Origin of the sequence: Modestobacter sp. L9-4, from assembly GCF_019112525.1 — a bacterium.
Classification (GTDB): Bacteria; Actinomycetota; Actinomycetes; order Mycobacteriales; family Geodermatophilaceae; genus Modestobacter.
The window spans coordinates 3,507,851-3,532,515 of record NZ_CP077800.1 but is presented as its reverse complement, the minus strand read 5'-3'; the positions used below and the strand labels follow the sequence as shown (position 1 = coordinate 3,532,515).

The window sequence follows — 24,665 nt, the reverse complement described above, 5'->3', positions numbered from 1 at the left end:
CTGACCCCCGTGCCTGTCGATGCTCCGCAGTTCGCCGCCGCCCTGCGCCAGTACGCGGCCGGGGTCGTGCTGCTGACCGTGCACGACGACATGGACGACGTCGGGACGACGGTGACGTCGATGATGAGCGTGTCGGCCGACCCGCCGCTGGTCGCGATCGGGCTGTCCACCGAGGGCTACCCGGCCGAGGTGCTGCAGGCGGTGGGCTCCTGCGCGGTGAACGTGCTCGGGGCGTCGCAGGCGATCCTGGCCAGCCGGTTCTCCTCCGCCGGGCGGCCCAGTGCCCGGCACCTGCTGGAGTCCGTGCCCTGGCACCGCGCACCGGTCAGCGACGCGATCGTGCTGGACGGGGCCCTGGCCGCGCTGGACTGCACCGTGCACTCGGTGGTCGAGGCCGGTGACCACGTCGTCGTCCTGCTGCAGGTCGAGGACGTGCCCGTGCTCGGTGACGGCGACCCGCTGCTGCGGCTGCGCGGCCGGTTCACCGACGGCGCCGGCCAGCCCCTCCGCCGTCCGTAGGGCGACCCGGCGGAGGTGCGCCGCCCCCGCCTGGTGCGCCGTCGTCGACCGCGGCGCACCCCCCGGCTGCGCGGCTCACCCCCCGGCTGACGGACGCGGGAACGCGCCTGTCACATGCCGGGACTAGCGTCGTCGCTGCGATGACTGGTTCCCTCCCCGCCCCGTCCGCCTCCGCCCTCAACCGCGCGCTGGTGCGTGCCGAACGTGGCGTGACCCTCGACGCCACCGAGGCCGAGACCCTGATGCACGCCCGCGGCCTGGCCGAGGGCGAGCCGCTCGACCGGCTGCTGACCACCGCCGCCCGGGTGCGCGACGCCGGGCTGGCCTCCGCCGGTCGCCCCGGCGTGGTGACCTACAGCCGCAAGGTGTTCATCCCGCTCACCCACCTGTGCCGCGACCGCTGCCACTACTGCACGTTCGTGACCACGCCCGGCCAGCTGCGCGCCGAGGGCAAGGCCCCGTTCCTCTCCCCCGACGAGGTGCTGGACATCGCCCGCCAGGGTGCGGCGCTGGGGTGCAAGGAGGCGCTGTTCACCCTCGGCGACCGCCCGGAGGACCGCTGGCCGGTCGCGGCCGAGTGGCTGGAGGCGCACGGCTTCGACTCCACGCTGGGCTACCTGCGGGCGATGGCGATCCGGGTGCTGGAGGAGACCGGGCTGCTGCCGCACCTCAACCCCGGCGTGCTGAGCTGGGAGGAGATCCAGCGGCTCAAGCCGGTCGCGGCGTCGATGGGCATGATGCTGGAGACGACGGCCACGCGGCTGTGGTCGGAGAAGGGCGGGCCGCACTTCGGTTCCCCCGACAAGGACCCCGCCGTGCGGCTGCGGGTGCTCGAGGACGCCGGCCGCTCCGCCGTCCCGTTCACCACCGGCGTGCTGCTGGGCATCGGCGAGACCTACGCCGAGCGGGTCGACGCGCTCGCCGAGATCCGGGCCTCGGCGCGCCGGCACGGGCACGTCCAGGAGGTCATCGTCCAGAACTTCCGGGCCAAGCCGCGCACCGCGATGGCCGGCACCGACGACCTGGCGCTGCAGGAGTACGTCGCCTCGGTCGCCGTGAGCCGGCTGGTCCTCGGCCCGGCCGCCCGGGTGCAGGCACCGCCGAACCTCTCCGACTCCACCGAACTGGGCCTGCTGCTGCGCGCCGGGGTCGACGACTGGGGCGGCGTCTCCCCGCTCACGCCCGACCACGTCAACCCCGAGCGCCCGTGGCCGAACATCGACAAGCTGGCCCAGCTGACCGCCGACGCCGGGTTCACGCTGCGCGAGCGGCTGGCCGCCCAGCCCGGCTTCGTGCTGCAGCCCGAGCCGTGGCTGGACCCGCGGGTGCGCCCGCACGTGTCCGCGCTCGCCGGCCCCGACGGGCTGGCCGTCGAGGGCCGCCTCCCGGTCGGTCTGCCCTGGCAGGAGCCGGACGAGGCCTGGACGGCGTCCGGGCGGGTGGACCTGCACACCGAGATCGACACCGTCGGGCGCACCGGCGACCGGCGCAGCGACTTCGACGCCGTCTACGGCGACTGGGCCGAGCTGCGTTCCCGCACCGAGAGGGCCCGCGACGGGCACTCGACCGCGATCGCGGCCGGCGACCCGGCCGTGCACGCCGCGCTGCGGCACGCCGAGACCGACCCGGCGGGGCTCTCCGACGCCGAGTACCTGGCACTGCTGGGCGCCGACGGCACCGACCTCGACGCGCTGGCCGCGCTGGCTGACGCCGTCCGCCGAGACGTCAACGGCGACGACGTCACCTACGTGGTGAACCGGAACGTCAACTTCACCAACGTCTGCTACACCGGCTGCCGGTTCTGCGCCTTCGCCCAGCGGCGCACCGACGCCGACGCCTTCACCCTGTCGATGCAGCAGGTCGGCGACCGGGTCGACGAGGCGTGGGCCGGCGGGGCGACCGAGATCTGCATGCAGGGCGGCATCCACCCCGACCTGCCCGGCACCGCCTACCTCGACCTCGCGCGGGGGGTGAAGTCCCGCCGTCCCGACATCCACCTGCACGCGTTCTCACCCATGGAGGTCGTGAACGGGTCGGCGCGCACCGGGCTGAGCTTCCGCGACTTCCTCACCGCCGCGAAGGAGGCCGGCGTCGACAGCCTGCCCGGGACGGCGGCGGAGATCCTCGACGACGACGTCCGCTGGGTGCTCACCAAGGGCAAGCTGCCCACCGCGACCTGGCTGGAGATCGTGCGGACGGCGCACCAGGTGGGCCTGCCGACGACCTCGACGATGATGTACGGCCACGTCGACACCCCCGCCCACTGGGTCGGGCACCTGCGCACCCTGGCCGCCCTGCAGGACGAGACCGGCGGCTTCCGCGAGTTCGTGCTGCTGCCGTTCGTGCACCACAACTCCCCCATCTACCTGGCCGGCGTCGCCCGGCCGGGGCCCACCAACCGGGAGAACCGGGCGGTGCACGCGGTCGCCCGGCTGCTGCTGCACGGGCGGATCGACAACATCCAGACCTCGTGGGTCAAGCTCGGCGACACCGGCACGCAGACGATGCTGGACGGTGGCGCCAACGACCTGGGCGGCACGTTGATGGAGGAGACCATCAGCCGGATGGCGGGCTCGGGCAACGGGTCGCTGAAGACCATCGCCGAACTGGAGGCCATGGCCGCCGGCATCGGCCGCCCGGCCCGCCAGCGGACGACGGAGTACGGCACACCGTCACCGGAGCGGATGGCCACCGCCCGCACCGAGGCCGGCCGGGCCGCGCTCACCCTCAAGCTCGTCTGAGCCGCCCGGGGGACGCACCGGTCCGGCAGGATGGCCGTGCCGGGGCCGACCCCGGCACGGTGGGAGGAGCGGGCGTGCCACGGGTGACCAGCGCGGACGTCGCGCGGGAGAGCGGGGTCTCCCGCACCACGGTCAGCTACGTCCTCAACGACACCACCGGCACGGTGATCTCCGAGGAGACCCGGCGGCGGGTGCGCGCCGCGGCCGACCGGCTCGGCTACTCCCCCTCGGCGGCGGCCCGCACGCTGCGCAGCGGGCGCAGCGACCTGGTGCTGTGCGTCCTGCCGGACTGGCCGGTCGGCCCGGTGGTCGACGCGCTGCTGGACCACCTCACCCGGGAGCTCGCCGCGCGTGACCTGTCGGTGCTGGTGCACCACTCGCGCGGGCCGCGACCGCTGTCGGACCTGTGGCGAGCGGTGACCCCGCGGGCCGTCGTGGGCTTCACCGGCTTCTCCGACGAGGAGGAGGCCGGCATGCACCGGGCCGGAATCCAGGTGGTCGCCACCGTGCTCGACGAGGAGCCCCGCCGACCCGGCGCCTTCTCCGTCGGGCAGACCCAGGTGGGGCGGCTGCAGGTGCAGCACCTCGTGGGCGCCGGGCACCGCGTCCTGGGCTACGCCTCCACCACCGATCCCCGGCTGGGCGACTTCGCCGTCCCACGGCTGGCCGGGGTCCGCGAGGAGTGCGCCCGGCTGGGCCTGCCCGCCCCGCGGGTGCAGGCCGTCGACCTGTCCGCCGGGTCCGGGCGGGAGGCGGTGCGTGCGCTGCGGGCCGGGCCCGACCCGGTGGACGCGGTCGCCGCCTACAACGACGAGGTCGCGCTCGCCGTCCTCGCCGGGGCCCGGGCTGAGGGGTTGCGGGTGCCCGACGATGTCGCGGTGATCGGGGTGGACGACGTCACGGCCGCCCGGCTCGCCTCTCCCCCGCTGACCACCGTGTCCCAGTCCGCCGGGGTGCAGGCCCGGTTCCTGTCGGACTCGGTGATCGCGGCGCTGGACGGCCGCCCTGCGCCGGCACACCCCACCGACGTCCTGCAGCTGGTGGTGCGGGAGTCGGCCTGACCCGGACGTGCCGGTGGGCCGGAGCGGACGTCCGCTCCGGCCCACCGGGTCCTGCCTCAGCGCCGGGTCAGCGCACCGGGTAGTCCGCGAGGTACCGCGGCTTCCCACCGTTGCTGGAGTCCGCCTGGGCGCCCACGCCGTTGACCACGTGCTGGATCACGCCGATGCCGTCCAGGTGCACGGTCATGACGTGGTGCAGCTGCACGCCCGGGGTCGTCGGGACCTCGAAGCCCATGGCCGTGGTGATGCCGGGGGCGGCGTTGCGCTGGTAGCCGTAGACGCCACCGCCGTCCAGCCGGTGCGTCTTCACGTTGTCCCCGACCTTGTAGCCGGCCCAGCCGAGCGTGCCGTTCGGCTCCTTCCAGTCGGCCTGCGACGGCGGGTCGTACGGGATCTCGTTCTGGTACAGCACGACCCGGCCGCGCTCGCCGTTCCAGACGGTGCTGTGCTGCTGGAAGTGCTCGACGAACAGGCCGGTCGCGGTGACGTCGTCACCGTTGACGACCACACCGGTGCGGCCGGTGTTGGTGCGCCAGCGGTCGGTGTCACCGAGGTAGCCGTTGGTGAAGCCCTCCACCCCGTGGTCGGCGCGCCACACCCAGGTGTGGTCGACGAGCACGTGGTCGCTGTTGACCACCAGGGCGGTGTCGGCCTTGCCCACGTGCGGGCCACCGACGCGGAAGAAGACGTCCGACAGCGTCGTCGGGTTGGTCGCACCGCTCTTCTTCGGGCTGTTGTTGCCGTTCTTCTTGCCGACCTCCAGCAGCACCGGCGACTCCTTCGTGCCGGCGTCGATGGTGACGCCGGCGACGACCACACCGGGGACGTCGGCGACGGTCATCGGCACCGCGCCGTCCACCGCGGTGAGCGTGGCGAGGCCGAGGCCCAGGACGACGGTGTCGGCGCGCTTGACGGCGATGCTCTGCGCGACGTCATAGACGCCGGGGGTGAGCAGCAGGTCCTTGCCGCGGGCCAGCTGGGCGTTGATCTCCTGCACGCTGGTGGTCGGCTTCGCGATGAAGAAGTCGGTCAGCGGGACCGTGCGACCGGCGGTCAGGCCGTTCGCCCAGCTCACGCCGCGGGAGTCCTTCTGGGCCGAGGGGACGCGGACCTGGTAGGCGCCCTTCGCGTCGACGAACAGGTAGGGCTTCTCCCGGCTGACCGGGGTCTTCTCCACCGTGGTGTACGGCGGGTCGGGGAAACTGGCCTCGCTGGGCGCGCCCTCGACACCGGAGAACACCTGGTTCCACACGCCGTTGGACCAGCTGCCGATCGTGCTGTTGCGGGTCAGCCACTGCTGCTGCGACCCGTTGACGACCGTGCCGGCCAGGGTGTCGGCGATGAAGCCGCCGCTGGCGTACTGCGGCCCATCGGTGCAGTAGTCCATCAGCGACAGGGTGCCGCCGCTGACCTCGACCCGGCGCATCGGTGAGGCCTGGGAGACGGCGAAGAAGTTGGCGGTGCCCCGGCAGCCGTCCTGGCCGGCGGCGTTGATGTTGAGGTGGAAGTTCGAGACCGACCGCCAGAAGTTGTCCAGGGCGATGCAGTTGTTCGTGCCGTCGGCGTTGGGACGGCAGCGGTTGTAGACCTCGACCTTGCCGTTGATCGTGACGTCGCGCGGGGAGGCGCCGAGCCCGGCGACCTCCGTGTAGTAGCCGACCTTGATCTGCAGCGGCTGCGTGGCGGTGCCGTACGTGCCGGGCTTGAACAGCAGCGCGTACCGCTGCGTGCCCATCTCGTTGGCGACCTGCTGGGCGTAGATCGCGTCGGCCTTCGCCTGGATCTGGGCCAGCGGGGTGCTGGGGTCGAACACGGTGACGTTCACGCCCAGGTCGGGCTGGGTGGCGTTCACCGGCTGCGGGGGTGCAGCGGTGGCGACGCCCATCGTCGCCGGGGCGACGGACAGGGCGACGGCGAGGGCCAGCAGGCCGGTGAGCCGTCGTGGCCCCCGGCGCCGTGGCGCCGGCGTGCTCGTGGTGGTGCCGGTCGGGTTCATGCACGTCCTCTTCGTCGAGTGCGGCAGCAGTGCAGTGACTCGTGTCACTCCGGCCAGGCTAAGCGTGCGCACAGCCTTGTCAAGACGCACCCGGGACGTCGGCGGCGGGTCCGGCGGGTCGCACCCGGCGCGTCGCTCACGCCGTCCAGCGCGGTGCGGTGCGGCCGGACACCGCACCCGCGGCCGTCCGCGACCAGGCCTCGCGCAGCACCCCCACCACCTCACCGACCGTCTCCGGGGGCACCGACAGCGGCAGCCGCAGCCAGCGGTCGGCGGTGCCGTCGACGGTGAACCGCGGCCCGGGCGTGATCCGCAGCCCGAGGTCGAGGGCGTGCCCGGCCAGCCGGGTGGAGCTCCCACCGGGCAGCTGCACCCAGAGCATCGCGCCGGCCTGCGGGCGGGTGACGCGCCAGTCGGGCAGCTGGTCGGCGAGAGCGGCCAGCAGCGCGTCGCGGGCCGCGGTCAGCCACCCGATGCGGTCGGCCAGCACCTCGTCGGCGACGGCGAGCAAGCGGACGGCGACCAGCTGCTCGAGCACCGGGCTGCTCAGGTCGACCGTCCCGCGCGCCTGGGCGAGCCGGGCCAGCAGCGGCGGGTCGGCGCGCACCCAGCCCACCCGCAGGCCCGACCAGAAGGCCTTGCTCATCGACCCGAGGGTGACCACCCGGCCGTCGAGGGCCGCCAGCGGTGTGGCCGGGACGCCGTCGAGCACCAGGTCGGTGAACGTCTCGTCGGCGGCGACCACCGGGGCGTCGACCGCCGCGAGCAGTGCGCGCCGCTGCCGGTCGTCGGCGAGCAGCCCGGTCGGGTTTTGCCCGTCCGGGGTGAGCAGTGCGACGTCGGCCCCGCCTGCGGGCTGCTCCCAGCCCTCGGCGGTCACCGGCAGCCGCACCGGGCGCAGGTGCGCGGCGGCCACCGCGTCCAGCGCGGCCGGGTAGGTGGGCTGCTCGACCAGCGCTCGCTGGCCCGGCCGGGTCACGGTGCGCAGCAGCAGGTCCCAGCCGGCCAGCGCCCCGTTGGTGACCATCACCTGCTCCGCGACCGTCGGCAGGCCCCGGCGGGTGAGGTGCGCGGCCACCGCGGTGCGCAGCGCGGGGAGCCCGTAGGGGTGCAGCCCGTGCCCGGCCAGCAGTGGCCGCAGGTCGGCGGCGGCCTGCGCCACCGCGTCGACGAGCTGGGCGGGCGCGGGCGTCGCGGCCACGGTCAGGTCCCGGACGACGGCCGGCTCCCCCGGGTCGGCGTCCGGTCGCACCGGCGCGGACGCCGGCAGGGTGACCCGACTGCCCGCCCCGCCCGCGCTGACCAGGTAGCCCTCGGCGCGCAGCACGTCGTAGGCGGCGGTGACGGTGGTGCGGCTCAGCCGCAGCGCGGCGGCCAGGCTGCGCTCGCTGGGCACCCGGGTGCCCAGGGCCAGCCGGCCGTCGAGCGCCAGACCACGGATGCCGGCCGCCACGGCGTGGTACGCCGGGCCCTCGGTCAGCCAGGGGTCGAGCAGCTCGGCGAGTCGGTCGGTGACCACCGGGCCATCGAAGCCGACTTGGCCCTGTTCGGACAAGGCCAAGGCGGGTCAAGCTGCCAGGGTGCACCTGGTCGAGCCCCTGCCCCCGGACCGCCGCCCCACCCGCCTGCTCCTGCTGCTGGCCGGGCTCGTGCTCTACGGGTTCAGCTCCGGGCTGATGCTCCAGGCCGGGCTCGGGCAGATGCCGTGGGCGGTGCTGCACCAGGGCCTGTCCCGCACCTTCGGCCTGTCCATCGGCACCTGGACCATCGCCGTCGGCGCACTGGTCCTGCTCGCCTGGGTGCCGCTGCGGCTGCGCCCGGGCGTCGGCACGCTGGCCAACGTGCTCGTGCTGGGTCTGGCACTGGACGCGACGCTCGCGCTGGTGCCGGCGCCCACCGGCCTGGCGCTGCGCGTCCCGCTGCTCCTGGTGGGCATCGTGCTCAACGGGGTCGCCACCGGCGCCTACATCGGGGCCGGGCTGGGCGCCGGGCCGCGCGACGGGCTGAGCACCGGACTGGCGGCCCGCGGGGCGTCGCTGCGCGTGGTGCGCACCTCGATCGAACTCGGCGTGCTGGCGATCGGCTGGGCGCTCGGCGGCAACGTGGGGGTCGGCACCGTGCTCTACGCGGCCACCATCGGCGTGCTCACCCACGCGACCATCCCGGCCCTGCGACTGCGGGACCGGGTGCCCGCGCCCTCCTGAGCCCGGCCGTCAGCCGCCCGCCGGTGCGGTGGACGACGGAGGGGTGCCGGACGTCGGCGACGGGGCGGTCGCGCTGGACGTGGGCCCGCTGGACGGCGGCTCACTCGTCACCGCAGGCGCGCTCGTCCTCGGCGGTGTGCTCGTCGAGGGCGGTGTGCTCGTGGCGGGTGCACTGCTCGACGGTGCGGTGCTACTCGGGGCGGTGCTGCTCGGGGCGGTGCTGCTAGGCGGAGGGGTGCTGCTCGGCGGGGTGCTGCTCGACGGTGGGGTGCTGCTCGCCGGCGGCGCGGTGCTCGTGGCCGTCGGGCTGCTCGGAGGCGGTGTGCTGGCCGCCGGAGCGCTGCTCGGCGGAGGCGACACGGACGGCGGAGACGACGTCCCCGGTGAGGACGTCCCCGGCACGGACGACGAGGACGAGGACGACGTCGGCAGTCCGGAGGTCGACGCTGCCGACGGCGGTCCGGCGGTCGTCCGTGAGGAGCTGCCGGTAGCCGGCCGCCCGTCAGCCGGCGGGGTGACCGAGGTCGACGCCAGGGCGGACGGGGCCGTCGCGCCGGGCCTGGGGGCGCGCGGCGCCGCCGTCCGGAGCGGGGTCCCGCGCGTCGACCGGGCAGCCGGCGGCGGCACGACCTCACCGGTCGACACCCCACCCGGCACAGGCCGCCCGGCCGGCGGACCGGCCGGCGCGGTCAGCGGCGTCCCGGCGGTGACGGGCCCGGCCGGGGTGCTGCTCCACGCACTGGCCCAGCCGGCCTCCGCGGGGGCGGCCCCGCCTCCCGAGCCGGGCGTCCGGGCCGCGGCACCCGACTGCGCCGTCACCTGCGGCACGAGCAGCACCACCGCGCCGGCGAGGACCGCACACCCGGCGAGCACGAGCGCGGCCAGGAGCAGCCGGGCCGCGACCGACACCCGGCGCCGGGGCGGCGAGACGGTGGCACCAACCGCGTGCCGGGGACGCCGGTCGGCGGCGGTCGACCCGGTGCGGGGCACCGCCGGCTCGTCGTCCCCGGGCCGGCCCGGCTCCCGGTGCCGCCCACGTCCTCCGTCGACCATGCCGCCGCTCCCCGTCCTGCCGCCCCCGTGCCCGGTCGTCGCCGACCGGGACCACCGCCTACCCGGCTGACCTGCGACGACGCCTCCCCGGCCCGGTGACCGCCGTGCGTGTCCGGTCCGCGCCGGTGCGTGCCCGCAGGCACTCCACGCTGGCGCCGGACGGGTGGACGCGGTCGAGACCGTCGGCCCCTGCGGCTAGCGTCGGAGGGGTGAGTGAGCCCGCGCGTCCGCCGTCCCAGCTCGACCTCCTCGCCGACCGCGTCGTCGAGGACTACGCCGCCGCGGTACCGGAGGTGGCCACCTACATCGGGGTCCCCGGGCACGACGACCGCTGGTCCGACCTGACGCCGGAGGGGCACGGGGCGCACGCCCAGCTGCTGCGCGCGGCGATCGGCATGGCCGGGCGGATCCAGCCCGTCGACCACCGCGAGGAGGTCGCCCGCGCGGCGATGACCGAGCGGCTCGGTGCCGAACTGGGGCTCTACGAGGCGGGCTGGGCGCAGGCGGCACTCAACAGCGTGCAGAGCCCGCTGTCGGAGTTCCGCATCACGATGAGCCTGATGCCCACCGCCACCGAGGGCGACTGGGCGACGATCGCCCGCCGGCTGGCCGCCCTCCCCCGCGCACTCGACGGCTACCTCGCCGGCCTCACCTCGGCGTCGTCGCACGGGCGCACGGCCGCCGCCCGGCAGGTCCGGCTGGCCGCCGCCACGGCCCGCCGCTGGGCCGGCACCCCCGAGCGCCCCGGGTACTTCACCGGGCTGGCCGCCTCGGCGCCGTCCGGGTCGCCCGCCCTGGCCCGGGACCTCACCCGGGCGGCCGCGGCCACCTCGGCCGCCCTCCTGGACTTCGCGGCCCGGCTGGAGACCGGGCTGCTGCCGGTGGCACCCGAGCGGGACGCGGTCGGCCGGGAGCGCTACGCCGTCGAGTCCCGCTTCCACGCCGGCATCGACCTCGACCTGGAGGAGACCTACGCCTGGGGCTGGGAGGAGCTGGCCCGGATCGTGGCCGAGAAGGAGGCGGTCGCCGAGCGGATCGCCCCCGGGCAGGGCGTGGCCGGCGCGGTCGCCGCGCTGGACGCCGACCCGGCCCGCCAGGTGCACGGCCGCGAGGCGCTGCAGGCGTGGCTGCAGGAGACCGCCGACCGGGCGATCGCCGCCCTCGACGGCGTGCACTTCGACGTCCCCGCCCCGGTCCGGCGGATCGAGGGCCTGCTGACCCCGACCTCCGGCGAGGGCGTGTTCTACACCGGCCCCACCGAGGACTTCAGCCGCCCGGGCCGGATGTGGTGGTCACTGCCCGAGGGCGTCACCTCCATGACCACCTGGCGGGAGACGACCACCGTCTTCCACGAGGGCGCCCCGGGGCACCACCTGCAGATCGGTCAGACGGTGCACGACGCCGCGCGGCTCAACCGGTGGCAGCGGCTGCTGGCGATGTGCTCCGGGCACGCCGAGGGCTGGGCGCTGTACTCCGAGCGGCTGATGGCCGAGCTGGGCTTCCTCGACGACCCGGGCGACCGGCTGGGCATGCTCAGCGCCCAGGAGATGCGCGCGGCCCGCGTCGTCCTCGACATCGGTCTGCACCTGGACCTGACCATCCCGGCCGGCCGGGCCGCCGGTGAGCGCTGGACCTACGACGTCGCACTGGCCTTCCTCCGCACGCACCTGGACATGGAGGACGCCATGCGCGTCGACGAGCTGCACCGCTACCTCGGCTGGCCCGGCCAGGCTCCGGTCTACAAGGTCGGCGAGCGGGTCCTGCTCACCTGCCGCGAGGAGGCCCGGCAGCGCGCCGGCGCCGCCTTCGACCTCAAGGACTGGCACCGCCGGGTGCTCGCCCTCGGCCCGCTGGGGCTCGGTCCGCTGACCGCGGAGCTCGCCCGCTCCTGACCCCGGCCGTCACACCCGCCGCACCGGCTGCCGATGATCACGCGGGCGTCCGGCCCGACACCTCGGCCGGCCGGTGCGACCGCGGCGACCGCGCTGGTCGGACGGCTGCGGGATCGTCCAGATCGCCCGGGACGGGCCTCTCTCGATGTGGACGAACTCGACGGCCCCCGTGGGCAGAACCTGACCCTCGGTGCGGCGTGTCGCGCAGCTGCTCACACGCAGCAGTGGCGGGCGCGACAGAGGTGACGGCTGTGACCCGGCGTAACACGGACGACATTTGACCCCCTGGAACAGCACCCGTGTAATTCATCCCGTGCTCACAGCAAGTGAGCGCACGGCAACCGTCGAGCGACGGCCGCCGGACCGCGACGCAGGGGGACGAACCGCGATGGCCGACGTGACGTGGATGAGCGAGTACCGCACCGCAGCTGCTGAGGTGGCCCCGGCCAGCTACGGCCAGGACGTGCTGGGCATGGCCGACGTCTACGACGCCGGCTTCGGCTCCGTCGACGCCGTCGAGGAGGGTGGCTGGCAGGAGCGCGCACTGTGCGCCGAGACCGACCCCGAGGCCTTCTTCCCGGAGAAGGGCGGCTCGACCCGCGAGGCGAAGAAGATCTGCACCGGCTGCGAGGTCCGCAACGACTGCCTCGAGTACGCGCTGGCCAACGACGAGCGCTTCGGCATCTGGGGCGGCCTGTCCGAGCGCGAGCGTCGTCGCCTGCGTCGCCGCGTCGGCTGAACGAACAGCAGGACCCCTCCGCCCCCGACCCCGCCCCGAGGCTCGTCCCGAGCGCGCGAGGGCGAGGAGGACGGGGCGCTCCGACCTGGCGCGGGTCCCTGCGAGGGGCCGATGATCGGGGCGGGGAACTGCGGGTAGGAGCGGGTCGTGCGAGCGATCACCTACACCCAGCCCGGCGGTCCCGACGTCCTGCAGCTCGTCGACCGCGACACCCCCGAACCCGGACCCGGTGAGGTGCTGGTCCGCCTGGCCTTCTCGGGCGTGAACCCCACCGACTGGAAGTCCCGCAGCGGGAGCCGGCCCGGCCCCGGCGGCCAGGTCCCCGACCAGGACGGCGCCGGCACGGTCGAGGCCGTCGGCCAGGGCGTCGACCCGGCCCTCGTCGGTGAGCGTGTCTGGATCTGGGAGGCCGCCTGGCAGCGTCCCCACGGGACCGCCGCCGAGTACACCGTCGTCCCGGCCCGGCAGACCGTCCTCCTCGGTGCCGACGCCTCCTTCGAGCTCGGCGCCGCGCTCGGCATCCCGTTCCTCACCGCGCACCGCTGCCTCACCGTCGCGGAGTCCCTCCCCGACCGCCTCTCCCCCGGCTCGCTGAACGGCCGCACCGTGCTCGTGCAAGGTGGCGCCGGCGCCGTCGGCAACGCCGCCATCCAGCTCGCCCGCTGGGCCGACGCCACCGTCATCGCCACGGTGAGCAGCCCGCGCAAGGCCCAGCTGGCCGCCGCGGCCGGCGCGAGCCACGTCATCGACTACAAGCGACAGGACGTCGTCGCCGAGGTGCGCAAGATCGTGCCGCACGGCGTCGACGCGATCGTCGAGGTCGCCCCGGCGGCGAACGCCGCGATCGACGCGGAGGTCATCGCCCCGCACGGCGCGATCGCCATCTACGCCAACGACGGCGGTGACGAGGTCACCATCCCGATCCGCACCCAGATGGGGCCCAACGCCCGCTGGCAGTTCGTGCTCGTCTACACCGAGCCCACCCGGGCCAAGGACGTCGGCGTCGAGGACGTCAACGCCGCGGTGCTCGACGGCGCCGTCCGGGTCGGTGAGGACGCCGGGCTCCCGCTGCACGTCTTCCCGCTGGCCGACACCGCCGCGGCCCACCAGGCCGTCGAGGACGGCGTCACCGGCAAGGTGCTCGTCGACGTCACCGCCTGATCCGTGGCGGAGTGGACCCGTCGGCGTCACATCGACGGATCCACTCCGCTCAGCGGGTCGTGCGGCTCAGGCGGCCTTGCCGACCTTCACCAGGCGGCGTTTCTTCACCGTGTACCCGGGCGGGAGCGTCCCCTCGGCCAGGGCGCGCAGCGGGCAGCGGGTGCACCGCGGGCGGTCCTCGCAGCACTTGCTCTTGGGCAGCTTCGCCGACTTCGCCACGTGGTGAGGTTAGCCATGCCTTGCTGACCGCCGCCCGGGTGGGGCGCCCGGCCCGCTACCGTTCGGAGAACGCCCCACCCCTCGCACCGACCGGGAGTCCCGATGGCCGCCGACGCCTTCATCGACCTGCTCAACGCCCAGATCGGCCACGAGTTCGCCGCCCACCAGCAGTACGTGGCGATCGCCGTCTACTTCGACGACCTGACCATGCCGCAGACCGCGCAGCTGTTCTTCGACCAGGCCGGCGAGGAGCGCGACCACGCGATGATGATGGTGCGCTACCTGCTCGACGCCGACGCCTCGGTGCAGGTCCCCGGCATCGCCGCCCCGATCAACGGCTTCCCCGACGTGGTCGCCCCGGTCGCCCTGGCCCTGGAGCAGGAGAAGCGGGTCACCGAGCAGATCAACCAGCTCACCGCGGTCGCCCGCCAGCACAACGACTTCGCCTCCGACCAGTTCATGCAGTGGTTCATCAAGGAGCAGGTCGAGGAGGTCAGCAAGATGAGCGACCTGCTGGCCATCGTGAAGCGCTCCACGCACGACCTGGAGACGATCGAGGACTACGTGCTGCGCGAGGTCCGCCCCGAGGGTGCCGACCCGATGGCCCCCTCGATCGCCGGCGCCAAGGACTGACCCGACGCGGCCGGGCGGCCCCGCCTCCCGGCACGGCCGGGTGGCACCGGCTCAGTTCGAGCCGGTGCCGCCCTGGCCGACCGCCAGCGCGGTCTCCGCCAGCGCGTCCAGCGCCTCGTCCGACCCGCGCTGACCGACGTAGGACGTCTCCACGATGGTGACCACGGTGCCGTTGACGTCGCTGTCGTACTGGGTCTGGGTGAGCTTCGCCGGCCCGCCGGTGTACCGGACGCCGTCGCGCAGCAGGTCGTCGACGTTGCCGCTGAGATCCGTGTCGGCCAGCGCCCGCAGCGCCTCGGCCAGCCCGGCGTCGGGCATCGTCACCCGTGACATGGACACCACCGCCGGCTGCCCGTCGGCGTCGGCCGACCACAGCATCCGGGTCAGCGCCGTGCAGTCGGACCGCCCGAAGAACTCTGCGACCGAGCCGTAGGCGTGCGCGGCGCAGCTCTGGTCGTCCTTGGCCGCCTCGAGGGTGAACGTGGTGCCGCCGACGACGGCGGTGTCCCCCGGGACGGGGCCGGTCGCCGTGGTGCCGGGAGCGGCGCTGGTGGGCGGGGCGGCGACCGGCGCGGTGCCGTCGTCGTCCCGGCCGCCCACGGTCACCAGGACGACGGCCAGCAGCGCCGCGACGACCGCCAGCGCGGCGGCGGCGAGCAGGGCACGGCGGCGCCCGGGGCGGTGCTCGGGACGGTGGTCGTCGTCGTCCGGGGGGACCGTGCTGGTGCTGCGGGTCGGCGGCAGCTCGGCGGCCGTGACGCGCGGCCGCAGCCCCGGCGGGAGGTCCCGGCGCGGCTGCGGCGCGACCTCGACCGTCGACCCGAAGAGGCCACCGAGGCCGCCGCTGTCGTCGGGCGCCCGGTGCTCGGCCGGTGACCACTGCCCGTCGACGGGCGCGCGGTCGGGCACCAGCGCCTGGGTCTCCTGGGCCCGGCCGGCGGGCTCGACCGGCCGTGACGTGCGGACGTCCTGGGTGAGGTGGGCGTCCCCGGACTGGTCGTACGCCGAGGCGCCACGACGCTCGGCGTCCTCCTGGGCCTGCACGGCCGCGGCGGCCACCCGCGCGGCGGCGGCGGGGTCGACCAGCGGCGGCGTGCGCTGCTGCGGGACGGCGGGCGCGACCGGCTCGGGGGCGGGCGGGGCCTGGGGGGCGTACCGCGGCGGGGCGGCGTTGAGCGCCGCCGGGGTGAGCAGCTCCTGCCGGCGCAGCACGTACGGCGAGTACGGGAAGCCCTCCCCGTTGAGCTCCTCGACCGACGGGGTGCGGCCGGCGACGCCGAGCGCCTCGATGCCGGCCCGGACGTCGGCGGTCGTCCAGAGCCGGGGGTTGTCGGTGCCGGCGTGCCGGGCCGCGCGGGCGACCCCGAGCAGCAGCGACTGCTGGTCGAGGAAGGCCACCTGGTCACCCTCACCGAGGTCGCCGTCGGCCGGCACGATGCCGGTGACCGCGCCGGTGAGCACGGTGAGCCGGGCGATCCGGCCCGGCTCCAGCCCGGCGGCCCGCAGCGTCACCGCCGCCTGCATGCCGGCGCGCATCAGGCCCTCCAGCGGCGTGGAGCCCCCGCCGGCCAGCTGCACGACGTCGCCGGGGCCCTCGCCGGTGCCGATGGTCCAGGCGCCCTCGGGGGCGGCGGTGACGACACCGGAACGGCGCTCGACCTCCACGACCCGCACGACGGCCAGCCCCTCGGGCACGAACAGCACGGCGTCGGCCTGCCGCCGGTTCATCGGGCCCTCGACCACGGGCAGGGAGGCCATCACCGCGCCGCGCACCCCGCTGCCGGTGTCCCAGCTGGAGAGCTCGGCGAAGAACGCACGCTCGGCCGCCGTCTGCAGCGGCGTCGGCGTGAGGATCAGCACGGGTTCTCCAGGGGGCAGGTGACGTGCGGGCGGCGCGGGACGCGGCGGTTCCCGCGGCGGGACGGCGGCGGTCCGCTCCGACGTTACGTCATCGGCGGGCCGGTCCCGGGCTCACCGGAGGGACGCGCCGCCGGCCTGCGCAGCCACCGGCGTGTCCTCGGCCGGCGCCTGCCAGCGGGCGAAGGCGGCGCCGGCGGTCACCCGGTCCAGCGCCGTCCAGAGCAGGGCGAAGCCGACCGCCACCACCGGCAGGGCCGCCCAGTTCCACGGCGGGATCTCCGCGACCACCGACTGGGCCCAGGCGGCCAGCGTCACGCCGCCGGTGACCACGAGGCCGGCCAGCCACCCGGGCAGGCGGGCCAGCACCGCCAGGTCGACCAGCACCGCGCCGGCCAGCAGCATCACCGGCAGCACGGAGGGCGGGAAGCCGGTCGAGGTGAGCAGCACCCAGCACACGGCCCGGTAGGCCAGGTACACCGCCGCGACGGTGGTCGCGGTCCACCGCAGGCCCACCGAGCGGCGGGCGGCGACGAGCGCGAGCAGGCCGGCGCAGACGAGCCACGCCGGGTGCACCCAGGAGGGCACCGGGAGCATGAACTGCGTCGGCGTCTGCCCCTGGGAGGCGGCGAAGTCCAGCAGCGAGGGCTCGGCGGTGGTGTGCCCGGCCCAGTAGTCGGCCAGGGCGAGGACGCCGTACTCCTGGTGCTGGTTGGGGAACAGCACGTTCTCCACGAAGAACAGCCACAGCCCCAGGGAGACCAGGTCGCGCTGCCGGCCGGGGGCGGCGTACAGCCACCAGCCCCGGATGGCGCCGGCGAGCATGATCGCCGTCCCCAGGTAGAGCAGCGCGTGGCTGGGGCTCCAGCTGGTGATGTCCAGGCCGTTGATGCGGTGGTTGAGCAGGTCCAGCGGGATGGCGACCAGGAAGGTGCCGATGCCCGCCTGCATCAGCCGCAGCGCCCGCCGGTCGACGCCGTGGCCGCTGTAGCTGGCGAACACGACCAGCGCGCCGGCCAGCACGGTGCCGGCGGAGTTGAGCAGGTGCGGCGGCGCGAGGTCGTCGCGCAGCGAGCGGAAGTGCCAGGACACGTCCCAGGTGGAGCCGAGCATCTTCAGCCCGAAGGCGACCAGCCAGGCGGTGTAGATCCAGCGCAGCTCGACCGGGCTGGTCGCCCGGCCGGGCAGGCCGGGGGTCATGTAGGTCTGCCAGAGCCAGCGCAGCAGCGCCACCGGACGGCGCAACCCGGACCGCAGGGACGACGGCGCCGGTGCAGCCGGCCGGGCGAGGGACGTGCTGGAGGACACGAGCGGCTCCGCGGGGTCGGTGCAGGAGCCCGGAGCGTAGCTGCGGCAGATGTGCGAAACGGCCCTTCTGGAGCCGCAACCGGCGGGTCTGGGGCAGGTGTGACAGGTGCTCGGCCGTGGCGGTGCGTAGGGTCGCGGACGTGGCAGACAGTGCAGCGCACAACCTGGTGTGGATCGACTGTGAGATGACCGGGCTCGACCTGGTGCACGACAAGCTGATCGAGGTCGCGGTGGTGGTCACCGACTCCCAGCTCAACGTGCTCGACCCCGGGCTGGACGTGATCATCCACGCCGAGGACGCCGACCTGGACGGCATGGTGGAGGTCGTGCGCAAGATGCACGCCCACTCCGGGCTCACCGAGGAGGTGCGCGCCTCGACGGTCACCCTCGCCGAGGCCCAGGAGCAGGTGCTCGCCTACGTCAAGCGGTTCGTGCCCGACCGGCGCACCGCCCCGCTGTGCGGCAACTCGATCGGCACCGACCGCGGCTTCCTCGCCCGCGACATGCCCGAGCTCGACGACCACCTGCACTACCGGATGATCGACGTCTCCTCGATCAAGGAGCTGGGACGCCGCTGGTACCCGCGGGTGTACTTCGCCCAGCCGCCCAAGGGCCTGGCGCACCGGGCACTGGCCGACATCCTCGAGTCGATCCGGGAGCTGGCCTACTACCGGCAGACCCTCTTCGTGCCCGACCCCGGCCCCACCAGCGACCAGGCGCAGGCTGCCGCGGCCGACGTCGTGGCGGCCTTCGCGCCGGCGCTGGAGGCCGGCGCGGCCGACGGCGGGACGGCCTCCGCGCAGGCCTGACCGCGCCCGGCGACCCCGGCCTCACGAGGCCCCGGAGGGTCTCCGGTATCGTGGTCGCGTCCACCGGGCCGGCTCTCGCCAGCCGCCCGGTGTACATGGTGGGTGTAGCTCAGCTGGTAGAGCGCCAGGTTGTGATCCTGGATGTCGCGGGTTCAAGTCCCGTCACTCACCCCGATGGAGAGCCCCGGTCAGCACGCTGACCGGGGCTCTCCCGTCTCCCGCCCCTCCTCGTGCCTGGCCCGGGCACCCGGCGCGTCCGTCTGACCGCCGGCTCCGCGGGGCATGGTCGGCATGTGCCCTTCGACTCCCCCACGCTCACCGTGCGACGCACCGGCGAGGAGACCTGGGCGGTGCTGGAACCGCTGGTCTACCGCGGCCGACGCGACACCTTCGTCGTCCCGGCCGGCTTCCGTACCGACTTCGCCACCGTGCCGCGGGTCGCGGTGTGGCTGATCCCCCGGTTCGGCCGGTACACCCTGGCCGCGGTGCTGCACGACTGGCTGGTCACGGTCGGCATCCGGGCCGGCGCGGTCAGCTCCCGGGACGCCGACGGGCTGTTCCGCCGCGTGCTCGCCGAGCTCGGCGTCCCGCCGGTGCGGCGCTGGCTGATGTGGGCCGGCGTGCGGTGGGGCGCGCTGGTGAACCCGCTGCGCCGGCCGGGCTGGTGGCGGGACGCGCCGCGGCTGCTGCCGCTGTCGGTGCTGGCCGCGCCGATCGTCGTCCCACCGGCCGTCGTGATCTCCGTGGCGCTGGCCGCCTACACGGTCGTGGAGGCCGCCGTCACGCGGCTCGTCCCCGGCGCCGGCCCGCGGACCGACCGCGGCATGCGGCTGTGAGACGACAGCGGCCGCGGCCCCGGTGGGGTCGCGGCCGCTGGGGTCACGCGGTCAGGACAGCGCGCTGCCGGCCTTCCACTGGTCCCACGGGACGGCCCAGTCGTAGATGTCGCCGTCGGCCGGGCCGAGCGTGCCGCCCACCGAGTTGACCACCTCGACCACGTCGCCGGGCTGGGAGAAGTCGTAGAACCACTTCGCCCGCTCGTCGGAGAGGTTGATGCAGCCGTGGCTGACGTTCGAGGAGCCCTGCTGGCGCACCGACCAGGGCGCGCCGTGCACGAACTCGCCGTTGTTGGAGATGCGCGTCGCCCACTTGACCCCCTCGGCCAGGTAGCCGCCGGGGGCGTCCACGGCCAGGCCGAAGGTGGAGGAGTCCATGGTGGTCTCGGCCAGCTTCTCCAGCACGACGTGCGCACCGTTGTGCGTCGGGTTCTTGTCGCTGCCGGCGCTCATCGGGTAGGTCTGCACGACCTGGTCGCCGTTGTGGACGGTGAGGGTGTGCGTGGCCGCGTCGGCGACCGAGACGTGCTCGTCGCCCACGTGGAAGGCCACCGTGCGGTCGACCTTGCCCCACACGCCGTCCCCGAGGTCGACGCCGAAGAGGTCGGCCTCGACGGTGACGTCGGTGTCGGCCGGCCAGTAGGTCGAGGGACGGAAGTGCACCTCGTCGTCCCGCACCCAGTTCCACACCCCGTCGGTGGGGGTGGAGGAGGTGACGGTCAGGTGGCGCTCGACCTCGGCCTTGTCGGTGACCGGCTCGTCGAAGAAGACCCGGATCGGCATGCCCACCCCGACGGTCGTGCCGTCGAGCGGGCCGATGTCGGGCTTGTCCTGCAGCCGCGGGGTGACCGTGGTGAACGTCGACGTCTGGGTGGTCACCTGGTCGCCGGCACTGGCCGCCGTGGCCGTCACCGTGTAGCTCGTGCCGTAGGCCAGGTCCTCGGCCGGCGTCCAGACGGAGGTGTCCGGGTCCCCGGCCGCGGGCGCCACCTCCCCGGCGACCGCGGCACCGCTGCCGTCGGTGACCTCCACGTCGTCGAGCCGGCCGTCGGTGACGTCGACCTCCAGCGGCTCGGCCGGCGACACGTCGGCGGCGCCGTCGGCGATGCTCAGGGCCAGCTGCGCGGGCGGGGCGGCCGGCGCGGACGACGCGGACGACGTCGTCGAGCCGGGGGCCCCTGCGGCCTCGGTGGAGCCGCCCGTGCAGCCCGCGACGAGCGCGAGCACCGCGACGGCCAGCACCGGTGCCGACCTCCTGCCCTGGAGAACCCCCATGCCGACCTGCCTCCCCGTACGAGCACCCCGGCCCAGGACCGTCCCGGCCTTCGTTGCACGCCACCACCAGTGTCCACGCGTCAGCTGGCAGGTGGTTGGGCTGCAGCAGGCGGTGTCATGACCCCGTATCGGCGGCCCGGACCCCCGCCGACACACCCCTGCAGCGACGTGTACAGTTCTCTCCTGTTGCCCGGTCCTGCCGGGCGGCACGCGCCATTAGCTCAATTGGCAGAGCAGCTGACTCTTAATCAGCGGGTTCGGGGTTCGAGTCCCTGATGGCGCACCACCCGAAGCGGCCCCGTCCACCTGGACGGGGCCGCTTCGTCGTTCCCGGGGCACCCGCGGCCCACCGGGCACGCGGGGCGGCCCGGTGGCCGTGTGCTCGACCACCGGGCCTGGAACCGTCGCGTGCCGGCACGTGAGGGGTCCTGGCACCTCTGTTCCCGCCGGGCCTGCGGCCCAACCGGGGCACCCGGGTCGCAGCTCGCCGGTGCGCACCGCCCGCGGTGGTGGTCCCGTCATGGCCACCGGGGTGCGGACCCCGGGACGGGCCCCGCGGTTCGGCGCGCCACGCGCACAGGGGGACGTCGTCGTGCGGCCGGGCCGCCCGGCACGGACACCCCGGACGTGCACGACGCCGCAGCCCGGCTCCCGGCCACCGTCCGGTGGCCCGCACCTGGCTATGCTCGGCCTGCCAACGCGTCACACAGCCGGCGTGCGGCATGCAGGGCCCACCCCTGCACCCCGCCCGAGCCCTCGGGCTCGGACCCGCCGGCACGCGAGCTGACCGGTGCCATCTGATGCCGGAGCACCTCTTGACGCGCCCCACCCCCGCGGACGACCTCGCCCAGCTCGCCTTCGACGAGCTCGGTCGGATCTCCTTCGCCGACCACTCGCTGGAGTCGGTGCTGCAGCGGGTCACCGACCTCGCCGCCCGGGTGCTGCCCGGCGAGCCGGCCACCTCGGTCACGATCATCGACGGCGGCGGCCGCCCGACCACCGTCGCCGCCAGCCACCCGCTGGCCCGGCAGCTGGACCAGGTGCAGTACGCCCAGGCGTCGGGACCGTGCCTGGAGGCGGCCACGACCGGCGTCGTCGTCGAGGTGCTCGACACCGCCACGGAGACCCGCTGGGCGCCCTTCCCGCAGGTCGCGGCGGAGCGGGGCTGCACGGGCGTGATGTCCTTCCCGCTGCCGCCGCAGGAGCGCACCAGCGGTGGGCTCAACGTCTACTCCCGGACGTCGCAGCCGCTGGACGAGACCACCCGGGAGGTCTCGGCCCGCTTCGCCGCCTACGCGGTGGTGCCGGTGTCGAACATGTACCTCTACGAGAGCGCCCTCGGCCGCGCCGAGCACCTGCGCACGGCGCTGGACTCCCGGGCGGTCATCGACCAGGCCAAGGGCATCCTCATGGAGCGCCACAGGCTCTCCGCCGACCAGGCGTTCTCCGCGCTGGCCGAGCTGTCGATGGAGTCCAACACCCGGGTCCGCGACATCGCCCAGCGCCTCGTCGACACCGGCGAGCTGCCCGGGGCCTGACCGGGTCGTCGGCGGGCAGGACGGCGGCGGCGCAGGCCGGCGTCCTCGGTCCCGGGCGGCCGTGCCGTGGGCGGCCGGGACCCGGTGACGGCGGCCTCCACCGGACCACGCGTTCGGGTGGCACCCCCGGCGGGGCACGGTGTCGGGCGTGACCACCCCGTCGGAGAGCACCGCCGTCCTCGGCGCCCGCCGCGCGCGCCAGTTCCTCTCGCTGGCCGACGCCGGTCAGGGCGGGCAGGCCGACTTCCTGGTCGTCGTCCTGGGCGACCCGGGCGAGCTCGTGGCCCTGGGCGCGGGCCTCACCGCGCTGGCCCGGATGGCCGCCCGGATGCTGCCCCCGGCGGCGCGCGCGCAGGCCGGCGCCCGGCAGCTCGAGCTCGGCCGGGTGCGCGACGCCGCCGGGACCGACGTCGACGCACTGCGGGACTGGCTGCGGCAGGCCGGTGCGGAGGCGCTCGCCGTCCTCCGGCTGGCCGAGCCCGACGCGGTGGCCCGCCGGGAGCTGCTCGCCTGACCGGGGCCGGCCCTGCCCGCCGGCTCGCGACGGACCGGTGGCAGGGCGCGGTGGTCCGGGCGGCGATCGGCAGGGACAGTGGAGGGGTGACCGCACCGTCCGAGTCCCCCACCGACCCCGCCGCCCTCGGCGCCCGCCGCGCCGACGAGTACCTTCAGCTGCTGGACGCCGGCCGCACCGACGACGCCGAGGCCTTGCTCGCCGGGCTGTCCGACGCCCGCGAGCTGGTCTTCGTCGGCGCCGGCTTCACCGCCCTCGCCCGCCGCACCGGGCGCACCCTGCCCACCGCGATGCGGGCCCAGGCCAGCACCCGGCAGGTCCTGCTCGGTCAGCTCCGCGACGCCAGCCGGCGCGACCCCGACGGCCTGCGCCGCTGGCTGCGCGAGGCCGGCGAGGAGGTCCGCACGGTGCGGCGCCTGGCCGAGACCGCCCGCGCCCGGCTGGGTGACCAGGCCGCCGTCAGCTGAGGAGCCGCCGTCAGCTGAGGAGCCGCCGTCAGCTGAGGAGCCGGGGCACCCGGGCCACGGCGACCGCGACCGGCAGCACCAGCGCCAGCAGGACGGCGACCAGCAGGTAGGTGACCGGCAGGCCCAGCCCGGCGGCCACGGCGCCCACCGCGAGTGCCCCGATCGCCGTCCCGGTGTCGAAGCTGGCGTTCCAGACCGCGCTGACCGTGGCGGTGTGCCCGCCGGCCCGGGCCAGCGAGACCACCAGCGTCAGGTTCTGCACGGCGCCGTAGGCCACGCCCAGGCCGAGGCTGCCCAGCAGCAGCCACCCGGTGCCCACCGGTCCGCCCGTGGACAGGCCCAGCGCCACCAGCGCCAGGCCGGCCACGCCGCTGACCAGGGCGGCGGGCAGCAGCGTGCGGGCGCCGAGCCGGTCGACCAGCACGCCGACCCGCCAGCGGCAGACCGCGGTGCTGACGCCGAACAGCAGCAGCGCAGCGGTCGCCAGCACGCCGTCCGGCCGCTCGATCGGCAGGAAGGTGACCAGCCCGCCCCCGGCCAGGGTGACGGTGAGCAGCACCAGCGACGGCGCGGCCGCGGCCCGCACCGCGGCCCGGGACCCGCCGGGGCCCACCTCCTCGGCCGGGGGCCCGAGCGCCCGCACCAGCCCGGGCACGAACGGCAGCGCCAGGACGGCGGAGGCCGCGAGCACCGCGACCAGCGGGAAGTGGCCGGCCAGCGTCAGCGCCGCCCCACCGGGCACGGCGAGCAGCGTGGGCAGCCCCGCGGCCAGGCCGTAGATGCCGATGGACTCACCGCGCCGCTCCGGCGGCACCGCCTGCGCGGCGATCGCCGACCCCAGCACGGTCAGCACCGCGAACCCCACTCCACGGACGGCGGAGACCGCCAGCAGCCAGCCGAGGTCGTCCCCGACGAGGTAGAGCGGCGCCGGGGCGCCCAGGGCGACCAGTCCTGAGCTCAGCACCGGCCCGAGGCCCAGGCGGCGCACCAGCGCGGGCACGGTGCCCTGCGCGAGCACGGTGACGACCAGGAAGACGGTGGTCGCCGACCCGGCGGCGACCAGACCGGCCCCCGTGCCGGCCGCGTACGCCGGCAGCGCCGAGAGCAGCAGCGCGTAGCTGGTGATGCCCAGCAGGGTGACGGCGAACACCGCCCGGACCGCCGGCAGCCGCCACAGCGAGGGCCTGGGCACGCGCGTCCTCCCCCGTCCGGGCCGGTCGGCTGGTCGCGCCGCCGGGGCGTTCCCTACGGTCTGTCCATGACCTCTCCCGACAGCATCCCGGCGACCACCACCATCGTCGTCATGGGGGTCTCCGGTTCCGGCAAGACCAGCGCCGCCCGGGAGATCACCCGGCAGCTGGGCTGGGAGTACATCGAGGGCGACGACCTGCACCCCGAGGCCAACGTCGCGAAGATGGCCGCCGGCCACCCGCTGGACGACGAGGACCGCTGGCCCTGGCTGCGCCGCATCTCCGAGGTGATCGGCGAGCACGAGGCCGCCGGGACGTCGATCGTGCTCACCTGCTCCGCGCTCAAGCGCGTCTACCGCGACCTGCTGCGCGAGGGCCACCCCTCGGTCTGGTTCGCCCACGTGGACGTCGACCGGGAGGTGCTGGCCGAGCGGCTGCGCAACCGCAAGGGCCACTACATGCCGCCGTCCCTGCTGGACAGCCAGCTGGCCACGCTGGAGCGGCTGGGCGAGGACGAGCCCGGTGACGTGATCGACGGCGACGGCCCGCTGGAGCAGACCGTCGCCGAGCTGCTCGGCGACCTGCGTCGCGAGCGCCCCGCCGCCCGCTGACGCCCTGATGGAGTCCCAGCGCTCGGTTTCCGCAGCGCTGGG

22 protein-coding genes and 2 tRNA genes are annotated in these 24,665 nt (G+C 75.3%); 17 read left to right on the top strand and 7 right to left on the bottom strand.

Annotation, left to right across the window (positions count from 1 at the left end; all coding sequences use genetic code 11):
- Positions 1 to 9: 9 nt before the first annotated feature.
- The 3 genes from KUM42_RS16700 to KUM42_RS16690 all read left to right on the top strand — a co-directional run bounded on the left by KUM42_RS16700 (position 10) and on the right by KUM42_RS16690 (position 4,321).
- Complete coding sequence (locus KUM42_RS16700) at positions 10 to 519, top strand: flavin reductase family protein (RefSeq protein ID WP_237493655.1); 510 nt, start codon at positions 10 to 12, stop codon at positions 517 to 519.
- A 140-nt stretch (positions 520 to 659) separates the two neighbouring features.
- Positions 660 to 3,260, top strand: a complete 2,601-nt coding sequence (locus tag KUM42_RS16695; protein ID WP_237493654.1) for a bifunctional FO biosynthesis protein CofGH — start codon at positions 660 to 662, stop codon at positions 3,258 to 3,260.
- A gap of 74 nt (positions 3,261 to 3,334) precedes the next feature.
- Entirely contained in the window at positions 3,335 to 4,321 is a 987-nt protein-coding gene (locus tag KUM42_RS16690) for a LacI family DNA-binding transcriptional regulator (RefSeq protein WP_237493653.1), read from the top strand.
- 67 nt (positions 4,322 to 4,388) lie between these two features.
- Here the strand turns inward: KUM42_RS16690 and KUM42_RS16685 are convergent, their stop codons facing one another.
- Entirely contained in the window at positions 4,389 to 6,317 is a 1,929-nt protein-coding gene (locus tag KUM42_RS16685) for a glycoside hydrolase family 55 protein (RefSeq protein ID WP_237493652.1), read from the bottom strand.
- A gap of 136 nt (positions 6,318 to 6,453) precedes the next feature.
- The gene (locus KUM42_RS16680) at positions 6,454 to 7,836 is read right to left on the bottom strand and encodes a PLP-dependent aminotransferase family protein (RefSeq protein ID WP_237493651.1); all 1,383 of its coding nucleotides are present in this window, start codon (positions 7,834 to 7,836) and stop codon (positions 6,454 to 6,456) included.
- A 61-nt stretch (positions 7,837 to 7,897) separates the two neighbouring features.
- Between KUM42_RS16680 and KUM42_RS16675 the strand changes: the two genes are divergently transcribed.
- The 5 genes from KUM42_RS16675 (at position 7,898) to KUM42_RS16655 (ending at position 13,366) form a co-directional block, all read left to right on the top strand.
- The gene (locus KUM42_RS16675) at positions 7,898 to 8,521 is read left to right on the top strand and encodes a YitT family protein (protein WP_237493650.1); all 624 of its coding nucleotides are present in this window, start codon (positions 7,898 to 7,900) and stop codon (positions 8,519 to 8,521) included.
- A 43-nt stretch (positions 8,522 to 8,564) separates the two neighbouring features.
- A complete protein-coding gene (locus KUM42_RS16670; protein ID WP_237493649.1) occupies positions 8,565 to 9,644 on the top strand; it encodes a hypothetical protein in 1,080 nt (359 codons plus the stop codon).
- Positions 9,645 to 9,783: 139 nt separating this feature from the next.
- Entirely contained in the window at positions 9,784 to 11,466 is a 1,683-nt protein-coding gene (locus KUM42_RS16665) for a DUF885 domain-containing protein (protein ID WP_237493648.1), read from the top strand.
- A gap of 472 nt (positions 11,467 to 11,938) precedes the next feature.
- Complete coding sequence (locus KUM42_RS16660) at positions 11,939 to 12,205, top strand: WhiB family transcriptional regulator (RefSeq protein WP_237496690.1); 267 nt, start codon at positions 11,939 to 11,941, stop codon at positions 12,203 to 12,205.
- A gap of 147 nt (positions 12,206 to 12,352) precedes the next feature.
- Positions 12,353 to 13,366: an NADPH:quinone reductase gene (locus KUM42_RS16655; protein ID WP_237493647.1), complete on the top strand. Its 1,014-nt coding sequence runs from the start codon at positions 12,353 to 12,355 to the stop codon at positions 13,364 to 13,366.
- 66 nt (positions 13,367 to 13,432) lie between these two features.
- Here KUM42_RS16655 and KUM42_RS16650 read toward each other — a convergent pair whose 3' ends face one another.
- On the bottom strand, positions 13,433 to 13,585 hold the full coding sequence (locus KUM42_RS16650) for a hypothetical protein (RefSeq protein ID WP_237493646.1): 153 nt from the start codon (positions 13,583 to 13,585) through the stop codon (positions 13,433 to 13,435).
- A 102-nt stretch (positions 13,586 to 13,687) separates the two neighbouring features.
- Between KUM42_RS16650 and KUM42_RS16645 the strand changes: the two genes are divergently transcribed.
- A complete protein-coding gene (locus KUM42_RS16645) occupies positions 13,688 to 14,218 on the top strand; it encodes a ferritin (RefSeq protein WP_237493645.1) in 531 nt (176 codons plus the stop codon).
- A 51-nt stretch (positions 14,219 to 14,269) separates the two neighbouring features.
- Here the strand turns inward: KUM42_RS16645 and KUM42_RS16640 are convergent, their stop codons facing one another.
- Together KUM42_RS16640 and KUM42_RS16635 are read right to left on the bottom strand one after the other, a co-directional pair.
- Entirely contained in the window at positions 14,270 to 16,078 is a 1,809-nt protein-coding gene (locus tag KUM42_RS16640) for a hypothetical protein (RefSeq protein WP_237493644.1), read from the bottom strand.
- A gap of 111 nt (positions 16,079 to 16,189) precedes the next feature.
- Positions 16,190 to 17,383 (bottom strand): hypothetical protein, encoded by a 1,194-nt coding sequence (locus KUM42_RS16635; protein WP_237493643.1) that lies wholly within the window; start codon positions 17,381 to 17,383, stop codon positions 16,190 to 16,192.
- Positions 17,384 to 17,523: 140 nt separating this feature from the next.
- On the opposite strand from KUM42_RS16635, the gene orn reads away from it, so the two are divergent.
- The 3 genes from orn (at position 17,524) to KUM42_RS16620 (ending at position 19,028) form a co-directional block, all read left to right on the top strand.
- Complete coding sequence (orn, locus tag KUM42_RS16630) at positions 17,524 to 18,192, top strand: oligoribonuclease (protein WP_237493642.1); 669 nt, start codon at positions 17,524 to 17,526, stop codon at positions 18,190 to 18,192.
- Positions 18,193 to 18,290: 98 nt separating this feature from the next.
- A tRNA-His gene (locus KUM42_RS16625) sits at positions 18,291 to 18,363 on the top strand.
- Positions 18,364 to 18,485: 122 nt separating this feature from the next.
- Positions 18,486 to 19,028 carry a DUF1353 domain-containing protein gene (locus KUM42_RS16620; RefSeq protein WP_237493641.1) on the top strand — a complete coding sequence of 181 codons (543 nt, stop codon included), beginning with the start codon at positions 18,486 to 18,488 and terminating at the stop codon, positions 19,026 to 19,028.
- Positions 19,029 to 19,079: 51 nt separating this feature from the next.
- Here the strand turns inward: KUM42_RS16620 and KUM42_RS16615 are convergent, their stop codons facing one another.
- Complete coding sequence (locus tag KUM42_RS16615; RefSeq protein ID WP_237493640.1) at positions 19,080 to 20,303, bottom strand: Ig-like domain-containing protein; 1,224 nt, start codon at positions 20,301 to 20,303, stop codon at positions 19,080 to 19,082.
- Positions 20,304 to 20,513: 210 nt separating this feature from the next.
- Between KUM42_RS16615 and KUM42_RS16610 the strand changes: the two genes are divergently transcribed.
- The 4 genes from KUM42_RS16610 to KUM42_RS16595 all read left to right on the top strand — a co-directional run bounded on the left by KUM42_RS16610 (position 20,514) and on the right by KUM42_RS16595 (position 22,822).
- Positions 20,514 to 20,589 (top strand) — tRNA-Lys (locus tag KUM42_RS16610).
- A 529-nt stretch (positions 20,590 to 21,118) separates the two neighbouring features.
- Positions 21,119 to 21,841, top strand: coding sequence for a GAF and ANTAR domain-containing protein (locus KUM42_RS16605; RefSeq protein ID WP_237493639.1), 723 nt, complete (start codon positions 21,119 to 21,121; stop codon positions 21,839 to 21,841).
- 148 nt (positions 21,842 to 21,989) lie between these two features.
- Positions 21,990 to 22,355 (top strand): hypothetical protein, encoded by a 366-nt coding sequence (locus KUM42_RS16600; protein ID WP_237493638.1) that lies wholly within the window; start codon positions 21,990 to 21,992, stop codon positions 22,353 to 22,355.
- Positions 22,356 to 22,441: 86 nt separating this feature from the next.
- Complete coding sequence (locus KUM42_RS16595) at positions 22,442 to 22,822, top strand: hypothetical protein (RefSeq protein ID WP_237493637.1); 381 nt, start codon at positions 22,442 to 22,444, stop codon at positions 22,820 to 22,822.
- Between the two features lie 28 nt (positions 22,823 to 22,850).
- Here KUM42_RS16595 and KUM42_RS16590 read toward each other — a convergent pair whose 3' ends face one another.
- Entirely contained in the window at positions 22,851 to 24,014 is a 1,164-nt protein-coding gene (locus tag KUM42_RS16590; protein ID WP_237493636.1) for an MFS transporter, read from the bottom strand.
- 66 nt (positions 24,015 to 24,080) lie between these two features.
- Here KUM42_RS16590 and KUM42_RS16585 point away from each other — a divergent pair, with 66 nt between their 5' ends.
- Complete coding sequence (locus tag KUM42_RS16585; protein ID WP_237493635.1) at positions 24,081 to 24,623, top strand: gluconokinase; 543 nt, start codon at positions 24,081 to 24,083, stop codon at positions 24,621 to 24,623.
- Positions 24,624 to 24,665 lie beyond the last annotated feature (42 nt).

Excerpts from the sequence above, each read along its gene's own strand:
- KUM42_RS16645 (WP_237493645.1), top strand. The coding sequence starts at position 13,688 with ATGGCCGCCGACGCCTTCATCGACCTGCTCAACGCCCAGATCGGCCAC.
- KUM42_RS16585 (WP_237493635.1), top strand. The coding sequence starts at position 24,081 with ATGACCTCTCCCGACAGCATCCCGGCGACCACCACCATCGTCGTCATG.
- KUM42_RS16685 (WP_237493652.1), bottom strand. The coding sequence starts at position 6,317 with ATGAACCCGACCGGCACCACCACGAGCACGCCGGCGCCACGGCGCCGG.
- KUM42_RS16660 (WP_237496690.1), top strand. The coding sequence starts at position 11,939 with ATGGCCGACGTCTACGACGCCGGCTTCGGCTCCGTCGACGCCGTCGAG.
- KUM42_RS16615 (WP_237493640.1), bottom strand. The coding sequence starts at position 20,303 with ATGGGGGTTCTCCAGGGCAGGAGGTCGGCACCGGTGCTGGCCGTCGCG.
- KUM42_RS16695 (WP_237493654.1), top strand. The coding sequence starts at position 660 with ATGACTGGTTCCCTCCCCGCCCCGTCCGCCTCCGCCCTCAACCGCGCG.